Source organism: Indolivaga macrotermitis (assembly GCF_900128985.1).
In the GTDB taxonomy this organism is placed as follows: domain Bacteria; phylum Bacteroidota; class Bacteroidia; order Bacteroidales; family Dysgonomonadaceae; genus Dysgonomonas_A; species Dysgonomonas_A macrotermitis.
The window spans coordinates 480,511-493,939 of the sequence record NZ_FQUC01000001.1 but is presented as its reverse complement, the minus strand read 5'-3'; the positions used below and the strand labels follow the sequence as shown (position 1 = coordinate 493,939).

General features: G+C 37.9%; 10 protein-coding genes. 5 read left to right on the top strand and 5 right to left on the bottom strand.

Annotated elements, in window-relative coordinates; all coding sequences use genetic code 11:
• Positions 1-75 precede the first annotated feature (75 nt).
• The 5 genes from BUC12_RS01940 to mutL all read left to right on the top strand — a co-directional run bounded on the left by BUC12_RS01940 (position 76) and on the right by mutL (position 8,097).
• Positions 76-2,079, top strand: coding sequence for a foldase protein PrsA (locus BUC12_RS01940; protein ID WP_062175484.1), 2,004 nt, complete (start codon positions 76-78; stop codon positions 2,077-2,079).
• Complete coding sequence (locus BUC12_RS01935; RefSeq protein ID WP_062175483.1) at positions 2,076-2,981, top strand: hypothetical protein; 906 nt, start codon at positions 2,076-2,078, stop codon at positions 2,979-2,981. Before BUC12_RS01940 ends, BUC12_RS01935 begins: the two co-directional genes overlap by 4 nt.
• Before the next feature lie 91 nt (positions 2,982-3,072).
• Positions 3,073-4,443 (top strand): peptidylprolyl isomerase, encoded by a 1,371-nt coding sequence (locus tag BUC12_RS01930; protein ID WP_082141847.1) that lies wholly within the window; start codon positions 3,073-3,075, stop codon positions 4,441-4,443.
• Positions 4,444-4,548: 105 nt separating this feature from the next.
• The gene (locus BUC12_RS01925) at positions 4,549-6,222 is read left to right on the top strand and encodes an OstA-like protein (RefSeq protein ID WP_062175482.1); all 1,674 of its coding nucleotides are present in this window, start codon (positions 4,549-4,551) and stop codon (positions 6,220-6,222) included.
• Positions 6,223-6,258: 36 nt separating this feature from the next.
• A complete protein-coding gene (gene mutL / locus BUC12_RS01920; protein ID WP_062175481.1) occupies positions 6,259-8,097 on the top strand; it encodes a DNA mismatch repair endonuclease MutL in 1,839 nt (612 codons plus the stop codon).
• A gap of 3 nt (positions 8,098-8,100) precedes the next feature.
• Here mutL and BUC12_RS01915 read toward each other — a convergent pair whose 3' ends face one another.
• The 5 genes from BUC12_RS01915 to BUC12_RS01895 all read right to left on the bottom strand — a co-directional run bounded on the left by BUC12_RS01915 (position 8,101) and on the right by BUC12_RS01895 (position 13,427).
• Positions 8,101-9,156: a glycosyltransferase family 9 protein gene (locus BUC12_RS01915; RefSeq protein WP_062175480.1), complete on the bottom strand. Its 1,056-nt coding sequence runs from the start codon at positions 9,154-9,156 to the stop codon at positions 8,101-8,103.
• A gap of 427 nt (positions 9,157-9,583) precedes the next feature.
• Positions 9,584-10,744, bottom strand: coding sequence for a nicotinate phosphoribosyltransferase (gene pncB, locus BUC12_RS01910; protein ID WP_062175479.1), 1,161 nt, complete (start codon positions 10,742-10,744; stop codon positions 9,584-9,586).
• Between the two features lie 91 nt (positions 10,745-10,835).
• Positions 10,836-12,245: a 23S rRNA (uracil(1939)-C(5))-methyltransferase RlmD gene (gene rlmD / locus BUC12_RS01905; protein WP_062175478.1), complete on the bottom strand. Its 1,410-nt coding sequence runs from the start codon at positions 12,243-12,245 to the stop codon at positions 10,836-10,838.
• Between the two features lie 92 nt (positions 12,246-12,337).
• Entirely contained in the window at positions 12,338-12,928 is a 591-nt protein-coding gene (locus BUC12_RS01900) for a hypothetical protein (RefSeq protein WP_062175477.1), read from the bottom strand.
• A gap of 4 nt (positions 12,929-12,932) precedes the next feature.
• Complete coding sequence (locus BUC12_RS01895; protein ID WP_062175476.1) at positions 12,933-13,427, bottom strand: RNA polymerase sigma factor; 495 nt, start codon at positions 13,425-13,427, stop codon at positions 12,933-12,935.
• Positions 13,428-13,429: the final 2 nt, after the last annotated feature.

The following is a 13,429-nucleotide window of genomic DNA, read 5'->3' as shown; positions in this document are numbered from 1 at the left end:
TAAAGACTTCTTAATGCAGAAATAACACCTAAACGGAAAAAACCTTATTTCGGAAAAACTTAATATATTTGTACTATGATAAAGCGATTTAATCTTCGTAATATGAGCATAGTGAGATCATTTTTACTTATTGCAATCTTAACTCTGGCCGGTAGTTCTTTTGCCCAAACATCAGGCTATCATCCTTTTTTAAAGATTGGCGATGAAACTGTTATGTTATCCGACTTTGAATATGCTTACAAAAAAAATTTGCTTAACAATGCAGATAAGCCCGAGCCGCTTGATGATTTTCTTCAATCCTATATCAATCTCAAAATAAAGATAGCCGAAGCTAAAGATAAAGGTCTGGATAAATCCGACATTTTCCTGAATGAATATAATAATTACGCCCGTACAGCACGATCTCCTTTTGTAAGTGACACTATATCACCTGCAATTGTAGCCAAAACAACATATGACAGGTTGCAGGAAGATGTAGAAGTAAGCCAAGTATTCATCCCTTTCGGGGTTGAAAAGGTTTTTCCGAAGGACACTTTAGACACTTTCCTGAAAATTACACAGGTAAGGCAAAAAATGGCAGACGCTTCGAAAGAAGAATATGCCTCCCTTGTAAAGCAGTATCCTGTACCACAGACTAACTCTAACAACAGTATCACATCTTGGCAAACAGCTTTGATGTCTTCCGAGATTTTAGAAAATGCAATATATAATACTCCGATTGGCACTATCTCTCAACCGGTAAGGACTAATGAAGGATATTACCTTATTAAAGTTCATCAAAAAAGAGCCAGCAGAGGAGAAGTTAAAATATCTCATATAATCTTCCCCTTTCCCGATAATGCCACTCCGACACAAAAAGACAGTGTCAGGGCACTTTCGCAACGGGTAGTAAATGATTTAGATAAAGGCGTTTCGTTCGAAGGGTTAGCTAAAGTTATTTCATTCGACAGGGCGACTGCCGAAGTTGGGGGCAATCTAGATTGGTTCAGCACAAGGAGTAATCTTCTTCCGACATTCGACTCTATTTTTTTCAGTCTGAAAGAAGTAGGTAATTATACAAGGCCTATCGAATTTAATTACGGCATACAGATATTTAAACTGACAGCCAAAAGTAAATTGGATCCGTGGCCGGGTATCAAAAACGACCTCATAAAAGAGCTTGAAGAAAAAAAATACACAACCGAGATAGAAAAACTAAAGCTAAAAAGACTAAGCGATCAATACTCATATTCGTTAAATAATGAGACTTATCAGCAATTATTAAACATTGCAAACACTACTCATGTATCAGACAGTACATTCTTCCATGAACTGGCTCCGATAGAGCAACTTCCTCTGATTCAAACAAGAGATAAACAACTTCTTGTTTCAGACCTTCTCCTTTTTATAGTTCAATATCCTCAAACGAGATACTCTCTTTCTACTGATATTTTAGAAGAGAAGAAGAATGAGCTCATTCTTAACCAACTATTTACAATGCTTGAAGAAGATGTGATTAAAAATAATCCCGAACTCCGGTATCAATTACAAGAATATCACGACGGCATTCTATTATTCGATATTATGGAGCAGGAAGTATGGGCTAAAGCCAGAGACGATGATAAAGGACTGGCTAAAACATTCAAGCGCAACCGGTCAAAATACACATGGGCTGATCCTAAATACAAAGGATACGTGATCCATGTAAAAGATAAAGACACATTTGACGAAGCTCTCGAATTTCAGAAGAAGAAGGGAAAAGACAAAGACTTTATCCAGCAACTACTAATTACATTTAATACCGATTCGGTTAAGCCTCTATACGTAGAAAAAGGAGCTTGGGGTAAAGGCGAAAATAGCTTTGTAGATCATATTTTATATGAAACCGAAGTAAAAAAAGAGATTGTAGGATATCCGTATTTCTTCATTAATGGAAAAATGATCAAACGACCCGAAACATTTGAAGATGTAAGAGGGCTTGTTGTACAGGACTACCAGAATCAACTGGAGCAGGAATGGACTAAAAATATAAGAAAAAAATATCAGGTAACGATAGATCCCGAAATCTTACAGAACCTGAAACAAAAATACAACCAATGATAAAACCGGCTCAGTACATATGTAAACGGCTTTTACTTATTACCCTTTTGGTAATAGTCATAAGTGCTTGTTCGTCAAAGACCGATACTAAATTAGATAAAGACGACACGCCAGTAGTATCGGTACACGGAAGGACTCTTTATCTTTCAGACCTGAATAATGCTATCCCTGCCGGATTAAATACGGCAGACAGTACACAGGCAGCCGACGCATATATAAAGATGTGGGTAAAAGAGGAGCTTATCTACGAAAAAGCAAAGCAAAATGTAACGGATCAATCCGAAATTGATGAGATGGTAGAAAATTACCGCCAGTCTCTTACCACCTTTACTTATATGGAGCAACTATTAAAAGAGGAACTATCAAAGAAAATAACTGATAACGAGCTTAAAAGTTACTATGATAAGAATCCTGATAGCTTCGAGTTAGAGTCGTGCCTTATCAAAGGCCTTTTCTTAAAAATACCTCAATCATCAACAGAAGTAAGGAACTTTAGACAATGGTATCAGTCTAATACGGACGCTGCTAAAGAAAAGATAGAAAAAGCCTCTTATCAGAATGCGGTTATTTATGACTATTTTTATGATAAATGGATCAACTTCGATGATATATCATCAAATATCCCTATCTCTATAAGCGATCAGGCTCAATTCGTAAAAAACAACAAAAACTTCGAGACTGAAGACTCGTTGTACGTTTATTTCCTGCATATAGAAGAATATGCACTTCCCGGCACAAAAGCCCCTTACGAATACTCGAAACCTGAAATAACAGACATCCTGATCAATAAGCATCGTGAAACATTTTTGCAAACTTTGGAGCAAGATCTTCTCAACAAAGCGATTGAAAATGATGAAGTAAAGTATTACCAAGATAAGAATCAGGCTCAGAAGAAAAAATAAACAACAGTCTGTTAATAACTTCTTTTAATATATTCAAAATATAAATCTACCCTATTATTACTATATTTACGCCTCATTTAAAATATACATAATGGCCCTTTTCAAGAAAACCATCCTTTTTGTCGGTCTATTCGGATCCATACTATTTGGAGCTAAAGCTCAAGACAATGTTATTGACCAGATTGTCTGGGTTGTAGGAGATGAAGCTATTCTTAAATCTGATGTCGAAGGTGTAAGAATGCAAATGCAACTAGAGAAAGAACGTTTCGACGGTGATCCTTACTGTCTCATCCCCGAACAATTAGCTGTACAAAAATTATTCTTGCATCAGGCCAAAGTAGATAGTATAGATGTAGATAATACAAATGTAACACGGACTGTGGACAGGCGTATCAGCAATGCGATCTCATCTCTTGGCTCTCAAGAGAAACTTGAAGAATATCTCGGCAAAACAATATCCCAACTACGAGAGGAATGGCGCGAACAGGTTCGCGACAATGAAATTGTGAATAAAGTACAACAGAAACTTGTAGGTAATGTAAAGCTTACTCCTGCCGAAATACGAAACTATTATACCCAACTTCCGCAAGACAGTTTACCTTTTATTCCTACAACTGTAGAAGTTGAGATCATTACGATGAACCCGAAAGTTCCTCAAGCAGAAATTGATGCTGTAAAGAATAAACTTCGCGATTTCACAGATAGAGTCAATAAAAAGGAAACAGACTTTGCTACGTTAGCCCTCCTTTATTCAGAAGACACTGAGTCTGCTAAACGTGGAGGAGAACTGGGCTTTATGGGACGTGCCCAGCTGGTTCCCGAATTTGCAAATGCAGCATTTATGTTGAACGACCCTCTAAAAGTATCTAACATTGTAGAATCAGAATATGGTTTCCATATTATCCAATTGATAGAAAAAAGAGGTGACCGTGTTAATGTGCGCCATATACTGTTAAAACCGAATATTCCTACAGAAGAGCTATCAAAAACTACTGCAAGAATGGACTCTTTAACACAGGATTTAAACGCTAAAAAATTCACATTCGAAGAAGCGGCGTCATACATATCTGCGGACAAAGATACCCGTAATAACAAAGGGTTGATGGTTAATAAGAATGACTATAGCACTTATGCCGGAACCTCACGTTTCAGGATGGAAGACCTACCTCAGGAAGTAGCCAGAGTTGTAGATAAACTTGCAGTTGGAGAACTATCCAAGCCATTTACAATGCTAGGAAGCAACGGTAAACAAACAGTTGCGATCGTTAAAGTACGCCAAAGAGTAGACGCTCATAAGGCAAATCTTTCTGATGACTATCAGGTTATGAAATCTATAGTAGAAGGTAAAAAACGAGAAGAAGTCCTTAAAAAATGGGTACAGGATAAAATCAAAGCTACTTATGTTAGAATAGACGATGATTGGAAAAACTGTGACTTTCAACATACAGGCTGGATCAAATAAAGTAGTCTAAAAGGATGGCTCTTTCTTAGAGAGATGTGTATCCGCAAAACACAGTGAAAACACTATTTTCGTAATCGTTTACAGAAAATACAGGTCTAAGGACTTATGATAAAGTATATAAAACAATTGATAAACAACAGGCGCAAAATGCACATAGCAGTTATTTTGTGCCTGCTTGTTATATATAGCTCTGCGCAGGCTTGGGTACAACAAAAGAACCAGCAAAATCCAAACTTAACTGTTCAGGCTCCAAAAACACCCCAACAACCTGCTCAAAAGAATGGAAAGAAGCTTATCGTTATAAAAAAAGCTTCGATTCTGGAACAGCGCGAAGGATTTGAACCACAGATACTAAAAGACAGTGTGGTATTGCTTCATGACGGTATTGTGATGTATTGCGACAGTGCTTATCTGGATGAAGCGGCTAACCGTTTTGATGCCTTTGGCACAATAGAGGTTATACAAGGGGATACACTATTCCTTTATGGCAGCTACCTGCAATACGAAGGAGACATCCAATTGCTCAAGGTGCGTAACAATGTTCGTCTCGTAAACAAAGATGTAACCTTGTTTACCGATAGCTTAGATTACGATCGTATCGGCAACATCGGCTATTATTTTGATGGAGGTATGCTGGTAGACTCTGTAAATGAGTTAACTTCTTATTGGGGACAATACGAACCGGCTAAAAACCTTGCATTATTCAAGGACAGTGCCCGGTTGACCAACCCTAAGTTTGTAATGTACACCGATACTTTACTATACAATACAGAGAACAAGATAGCTACAATACTGGGGCCAACACGTATAGAATCAGACAGTGCTACAATCTATTCTACTAAAGGCTGGTATAATACAAATACGGAACAGTCTCTGCTACTAGACCAGTCACGCATTGTCAATAAAGAAGGATATAGAACATTAACCGGAGACTCGATATTATATCACAAGAAAGAGGGATATGGGGAAGTGTTTGGCAATATGCACCTACAGGATACGATCAAGAAAATAATCCTGACAGGACATTATGGACTATACAATGAACTGACTGATTATGCAATGGCTACAGATTCGGCTTTAGCGATAGAATATTCGCAAGCCGACAGTTTATTCCTGCATGCCGATACCCTTCAGATATTTACAGACTCTATATACAAACAGGTAAAAGCACATCAGGGTGTAAGATTCTTCCGTGTTGATGTTCAGGGTGTTTGTGACTCGCTTCAATTTAACAGTAGAGATTCTACCTTGTACATGTACAAAAACCCTATTTTATGGAACGAGAACCATCAAATACTGGGAGATACCATACAAGTCTTTTTTAATGACAGTACCGTCGACTGGTCACATATCTGGCCTAACGCCTTTGCTATAGAAGACAAAGATTCAGTCCATTATAATCAGGTGAAAGGAAAGGATATGAAAGCCTATTTCGACAATAAAAACATAAGGCATATATTGGTATCAGGTAATGCAGAATCAATTTTCTATCCGGAAGAAGAAGATAAAACCATGATTGGAATGAATCAGACCGAAAGTAGTTTTCTATCGATGGATTTTAAAGAAAGGAAAATTGAGAAAATTAAAATGTGGCCGAAAGCAACAGGTAAGATGACTCCTTTGGCTGACCTTAAGCCCGATGTAGGCAAGCTCAATAATTTTATGTGGTATGATTACCTTAGACCCCTCGACAGGCATGATGTGTTCCGACAAGTGCAACGCAAAGCCGGCTGGGATCCCAATAAACGAAGGTCGAACCGTTCAATGCCCGCAGACTAAATATTATTTTGAACCAATTACACAACAAAAGCAACAATGAATGATATAATACATCTACTGCCTGACTCGATCGCCAACCAGATAGCAGCAGGAGAAGTTGTTCAGCGCCCGGCTTCTGTTGTTAAAGAATTGCTGGAAAACGCCATTGATGCAGGAGCAACTTCTATACAACTGATTATAAAGGATGCAGGCCGTACCCTGATTCAGGTAATAGATAACGGCAAAGGAATGTCCACTACCGATGCCCGTTTAGCTTTCGAACGCCATGCTACTTCCAAGATCAGAACCGCTGAAGATTTATTTGCATTACAGACAATGGGATTCAGAGGTGAAGCATTGCCTTCTATAGCTTCGGTTTCTCAGGTAGAGCTTAAAACAAGGCGGCACGAAGACGAAATAGGTACTCATCTTATTATATCGGGGTCAGTCCTCGAGAAGCAAGAAGAAACAGCCTGCCCTGTTGGCAGTAATTTTGCGATCAAGAATATATTTTTTAATGTTCCGGCCCGTCGCAAATTTTTAAAATCGAACGAAACCGAGCGAAAAAATATCCTAACGGAACTGGAGCGGATTGCTATGGTTAATCCGGAGATAGAATTTTCCTTTATCGATAACGAGATTGAAGTATTACGCTATCCTGCATCCAACCAAAAACAACGAATAATCAATGTTGTAGGGAAAAGCTTCAATCAGCAACTGATAGCTGTTGAAATAGAAACATCCATTGCAAAAATACATGGATTTATAGGTAAACCCGAGTCTGCCCGCAAGGCCCGCGCCATGCAATATTTCTTTGTCAATGGAAGATACATGCGGCATCCTTATTTTGCCAAGGCCATCACATCGGCATATGAGCCTTTGATACCGACAGGCGAAAACCCTAACTTCTTTATTTATCTGGAAGTAACTCCCGATACTATTGATGTAAATATACATCCGACCAAAACCGAGATCAAATTCGAAAACGAGCAACCGATCTGGCAAATATTAGCCGCTATGACCAAAGAAGCGCTAGGTAAGTTCAATGAAGTGCCTAGTATCGATTTTGATACAGAAGATGCAATCGATATACCCATACATGACCGTACTGCTCAAGCTATACGTCCTCAGGTAAATATCAATCCGTCATACAATCCTTTTAAGACACAGTCAAGCGGGAATTCATCGTATAGCCGTCCTAATTTTGACTGGGAATCTCTATACAAAGGTTTTGAAGATGATGCGAAAATAAGCGGCAGCGCCGGTGACGAAACACCTATCCCTTCCGGCTTGTCATCCGGTACTCTATTCGAGGAGCAGAGTGTAGATGATTCGACTACTCTTCATTATCAGTATAAGAATAAATATATTCTGACATCGGTTAAGTCAGGATTAATGATGATAGATCAACGCAGGGCACATATAAGAATCCTGTTTGACCAGTTTTTACAGAATATTAAGCAAAAGAGGGGTATATCCCAACGATCTTTGTTCCCTGAAATCATAGAATTCTCGGCCTCCGAAGCGGCGATGATACCTTATCTGCTAGAAGATATAGAAGCTGTAGGCTTCGATCTCAGCAATTTAGGAAACAACACATATGCTATAAATGGGGTTCCATCGGAACTTGATAAAGTAAATCCGACGGAGTTAGTGCATAATATGGTATCTAAAAGCCTTGAGACAGGAAGTGATGTAAAAGAAGAGATACAAGAATCATTAGCCTTATCTATGGCATATGCCGCTGCAATTACATACGGACACAAACTTACAGCCGAAGAAACGTCTAATATTGTAGATAAACTATTTGCCTCTTCGTCGCATAAATATACGCCCGATGGTAAACTGATAATATCAGTAATGGATGATATCGAAATCGATAAACGATTTAGATAGAAGTCAGGCCAGATTGCACTTAAGGTGCCGGTCTACAAGAGATATCAGCTCTTCTGCACTGGTTTTTGAGGTTTCCACAGCAATACTCCCTTTATTATACGGAGCATAGCGTAAACTATTTGTAATAGAGAACATCCCGATTGTAGGAACTCCGACACTACTTGCCAGATGCATAATACCGCAATCTGCCGTAATGAAAATGGATGAGTTGGCTATAACTGCCCCCATCTCTCTCAGATCCAAGCTATAATATGTTCGGGAAGTAAAGTCTATCTGGGAAATATTCTCTTTGGGCAATACTTCTACGATATTATAACTTTCGCCATACGTTTCATTAAGCTTTTGATACACTTCTTTCCACCAATCTTTCGAATAACACTTCGTGCCTGTAGCAAATGTATAAATGCAGATCGTCGGTTTCTCCGATTCCGTGATCTTTCTTAAGACCGAGGCTCCGTTTGTCATCTCCGAACTGTCCAACCTTAAAGAAAGTTCCGGCACAAACTGCTTGTCGGATAAATATCCCGACTTAGTTAAATAATCCCTGAAATTATATACTATACACTTTGCCATATGGACGTAATCCTGGTTTAACGCCAATAGTTCAGGTATATTATAACTATAAAACTTAATATTAGACTTGGCAAGCTTCGTTGCCAGACGACCTGAGGATGATCCTATCTCGACATTTATAACCATATCATACTTATATTCCCTCAACGAAATCCATGTCGAGAGATAGCTGAACAGGCATTTAAACGGTCTGCCGGGTAACTTAATAATACGATCCAGATTAGGATAATTTTTAAATAGAATAGGTGCCAGATTGCCGCGCACAAATATATCTACCTTACATGTTGGGAAGTGTGCTTCTATCTCCTGCAGTAGGGGAGTTAACATAAGCTGGTTACCCAACCGGCTATTAGGTCTCACAATCAGAATACGTTGCAAAGAAATGCTTTGCAGCATCGAGATGTCCCGGTTTGTAACTATACCACCTATTTTACACGTCAACGCTCTCATCAGATAGCGTCTCATTTCATTTATACCAGCATACATATTAAACAAGTTATGCCTAAACTCGAGTAACGGAAATGTTAACTAAAGAAAGGGAAATCCAAGTATCTTTTTATTGTTTTTACAATTGTATCCAATTAGGAATATAAAAAGAAAAAAGATCGATATAACACTCAACTTCATCGACGAATAGATGTGATGAGGGTTAATCCTTATTTAAATAAAGGGCTGGTATATATTTTTCGGGACAAAACTTATCGAAGTCAGAACTTTTATTCTTCAGGCTTTTTACTTTGTATACTTAAGGTTTCGTTATCCCAGTTCTTTATTTTTCCTTCTGCTACTTCTATTATCTACGGCACTAAGATAAAGGATTTTATACATTCTGGCAATAGGTCAACAAAATCTTAATAATTTTTCTATATATATTTTTTCTATTTGAGTTTCAGTTAGATACTATAAACATTCTTTAATCTATTCCAAGAGTCATTTTGCATATCTCTATCTCTTTCTCATTACCGGTATTTTTACCCATAACATCGGATAATTTTACGGCCTGCAAAAATTCATCCTGAGGTTTCGATTTAATCGCTGTTAGCTTTATTACAATATTTAGCGGTTTTACTCCAACATCATTGGTGAAGTAAGTACCTATACCATAAGTATCGTGCACTCTCCCATTCACGTAATTCTTGATACGTTTTACTTCTTCCACATTCAAAGAATCACTATATACGATGGTTTTCGATGCCGGATCTATCCTGTTTTGTTCATAAAACTGAATAGCCTTATCCGTAAAATCCAAAACATCACCGCTATCGCACCGTACTCCGTCAAACAGTTTTGCCTGTTTCAGGCTAAATGATTTGAAGAACGAATCTGTTGTATATGTATCTGTTAACGTTATCCCCAGACTTCCCTGAAATACATCGACCCAAGCCTCTAATGCTTTGATGTTTGCTGCCCGGTAACCAAACAGGGCACCGTGGTACATAAACCATTCGTGTGGCATAGTCCCGATAGGTGTAGTATTATGTTTCATAGCTAAATACACATTGCTTGTACCCTTAAAATAATTACCGGAATTTGCTTTTAACGTTTCCACAACTTTATCATGTACATCAAATGAAAAACGGCGGCGTGTACCGAAATCCGAATAATCGGCATCTAAAGCAGTTAATCCCAACGCTTTTTCCTTGGCATGTGCTTCCACATCGTCAGGCTGAGCTCCGGTCATTATAAAATACAGCTCTGAAATCAGGGCCATGAGCGGAACTTCCCACAGAACAGTACGATACCAAAAACCTTCTATATAAATCTCCAGATCACCACCTGTTTGTGTTATATGCACTTCATCGGGATTATATTCATATCCCTCAAGAAAATCGATAAATGCCGGATCGAAGAAATAACACCGTTTTGCAATATACCTTTTCTCCTCTTTTGTCATCCTCAGAGTTGCCATAGAAGCTACCTCTTGTTTCAACCTCTCGGCAAAGCCTTCAGGAAATTGAGTATGGCCCCGGTTGATAAACTCATATTTGACATAAGACCATGGATACAATTTTTGAATGGCAAGCATTACCGAGAACTTATATAAATCGTTGTCGGTGAAATGTTTTAGAATCATAGTTATAACTTTTGGGGCATATACCGTCTGAACTTAGAGGCAATACCAGTACTTATTGTTTGTGAATATAACGCCCGGCACTATAAAATTGTTATCGTCTTTCCAATAAAACTACATTTTCGACATGATGCGTATGAGGAAACATATCTACCGGCTGTACTTTTATAACCTTATATTTTTCGTCTAACAGATTTAAATCTCGGGCTTGTGTAGCCGGATTACAGCTTACATAAACTATACGTTCGGGTTCTGCAAAAAGAATTACATTCACTACATCTTCGTGCATTCCGGCACGGGGTGGATCGGTAATGATCACATCAGGTTTTCCATGTTCATTGATAAAATCCTGAGTCAGAATATCCTTCATGTCTCCTGCATAGAAGAGAGTATTTTCTATCTTGTTATTTTCAGAATTCACTTTTGCATCTGCAATCGCGTCTTCGACATACTCAATCCCTATTACTTTTTGAGCTTGTTTAGCTACAAAATTAGCAATCGTTCCTGTCCCTGTATATAAATCATAAACCAGCTCGTTTCCGGTTAATCCGGCAAAGTCCCGGGCTACTTTATAAAGATTATACGCTTGTTCGCTATTAGTCTGATAAAATGATTTCGGGCCGATCTTGAATTTCAGTCCTTCCATTTCCTCATATATATAATCATTTCCTCGCCATGTCAGTACTTCCTGATCGGTGATAGTATCATTCGCTTTCTCATTCAATATATAAAGCAGTGATGTTATCTGTGGAAACTTCTCTGCTATTGCATTCAGGATATCTGCTTGAGCATCTTTATCTTCTTCATAGAATACAACTATCACCATTAATTCTCCGGTAGTAGATGTACGGATTATAAGAGTGCGCATCAATCCGCCTTTAAATTTAAGATTGAAGAATGTATATCCTTTTTCGTGGCAATAATCACGGACAAAATTCCGTATTTGGTTAGAGATATCGTCTTGCAACCAGCATTTTTCTATATCCAATACTTTGTCGAACATTCCGGGAATATGAAATCCTACGGCATCCATATATTCGAATACTTCGCCCGAATTGATTTGCTCCAGAGTCAACCACTTCTTATTAGAGAATGTATACTCCAGTTTATTACGGTAAAACTCGGTTTTGGCAGAGCCTAGTATCGGTTGTATTTCCGGAATTTCGATATGACCTATACGTGTTAAGTCGTTGGCAACCTGTGCTTGTTTATACTTCAGCTGTTCTGTATAAGGAAGAATCTGCCACTTGCAGCCTCCGCAGATCCCAAAGTGTTGACATACGGCTTCGGTTCTCTTTTCTGAATACTTTTCGAAATGTACAGCCTTTCCTTCGGCATAACTGTTTTTCTTACGTGTTACCTGAATATCAATTACATCGCCGGGTACTACATAAGGCACAAATATAACCATGTTATCTACTTTGGCTATTGCCTTTCCTTCGGCTGCTACAGTAACGACCTCTACTGAAGGATATAGGGGTAAAGCTTTTTTCTTTCTACTCATTTCTATTCTTTTGACACGCAAAAATAATACAAAAAAGTAAGACCCTGCATCAAAAGACGATACAAGGTCTTTTATTTCGGTTATAATAAAAACTATTCTTCTTCCAATTCTTTCAGATTGTCCATACTCTTTTGTATAGAGTCTATATTTTTGTCATATATCTTTTTATAAGACCATAGCGTGAAAACTAACGAGGCCATGAATATGCAGGTCATCAGTACCCACAGCATGGTACTCGCATTTAGCTTCATATATAAGTAAATACATCCGCCCATTATCAATGGTATAAATAAAAACATAAACTGCTTTTCTTTTTTTATCAGGATATTGTACTTATTTATGTGATAAATATTACTACTCACAGGTTTAGAAAAATTTATTCTGGTCAGGATATACAACTTAAACAACACCCAACATAATAAGCCTAAAATACTGACCAGTACACTGTACATAAATATCTCATATGCCTGTAATTTTACAGGTAATATAATACCATATATTGGAATAGGAATAACCAATAACAGAATTATAATTCCGAATATCTCATAAGCAATCAAACGGCCGAGGGCTTTATCTGATTTTGTATGTAACATTTCACGCATTATATTCTCTTTCAGAACTTCTTGTTTTTTTAATCGCTCATCCAAAGTGAGCCATGTATTTTTTAATTCATTAAGTTCCATATTCTCAATTTTTAATGTTTGACATTTCTCTTAATTTTAGCTTGATCCGTTTCAGTTTTGTAGCGACATTACTTAACGAGAGACCCGTGATTTCGGCTATTTCTTTATAGGACTTTTCTTCCAAATAAAGCAAGATAAGGGCTCTTTCCACATTTTTTAGCTTATAAACCAGCCTATACATTTCTTTGATATTATCCTCCATGTTTTCAGGCTCCATCAGTACCCCTTCCAATAAAGAAACCGATACTTTTTGGGGCTTTCTGAGCGTCTTCCTTAATCCCGAAATGCATGTATTAAGTGCGATCTTATATATCCATGTTGATTCGGAACTATCTCTGCGAAACACAGGATACCCTTTCCATAGATTGCAAACGACATCCTGATAAAGGTCTGCCATAGGATATTCATCTGTTACATAAAAGGAGCATACTTTATATATAACCCTCTCATATTTTCGGATCATGTCTATAAATGAACTTTCGAGCTCGATATTATTCATCC

Excerpts from the sequence above, each read along its gene's own strand:
- BUC12_RS01940 (WP_062175484.1), top strand. The coding sequence starts at position 76 with ATGATAAAGCGATTTAATCTTCGTAATATGAGCATAGTGAGATCATTT.
- BUC12_RS01935 (WP_062175483.1), top strand. The coding sequence starts at position 2,076 with ATGATAAAACCGGCTCAGTACATATGTAAACGGCTTTTACTTATTACC.
- BUC12_RS01930 (WP_082141847.1), top strand. The coding sequence starts at position 3,073 with ATGGCCCTTTTCAAGAAAACCATCCTTTTTGTCGGTCTATTCGGATCC.
- BUC12_RS01925 (WP_062175482.1), top strand. The coding sequence starts at position 4,549 with ATGATAAAGTATATAAAACAATTGATAAACAACAGGCGCAAAATGCAC.
- mutL (WP_062175481.1), top strand. The coding sequence starts at position 6,259 with ATGAATGATATAATACATCTACTGCCTGACTCGATCGCCAACCAGATA.
- BUC12_RS01915 (WP_062175480.1), bottom strand. The coding sequence starts at position 9,156 with ATGTATGCTGGTATAAATGAAATGAGACGCTATCTGATGAGAGCGTTG.
- pncB (WP_062175479.1), bottom strand. The coding sequence starts at position 10,744 with ATGATTCTAAAACATTTCACCGACAACGATTTATATAAGTTCTCGGTA.
- rlmD (WP_062175478.1), bottom strand. The coding sequence starts at position 12,245 with ATGAGTAGAAAGAAAAAAGCTTTACCCCTATATCCTTCAGTAGAGGTC.
- BUC12_RS01900 (WP_062175477.1), bottom strand. The coding sequence starts at position 12,928 with ATGGAACTTAATGAATTAAAAAATACATGGCTCACTTTGGATGAGCGA.
- BUC12_RS01895 (WP_062175476.1), bottom strand. The coding sequence starts at position 13,427 with ATGAATAATATCGAGCTCGAAAGTTCATTTATAGACATGATCCGAAAA.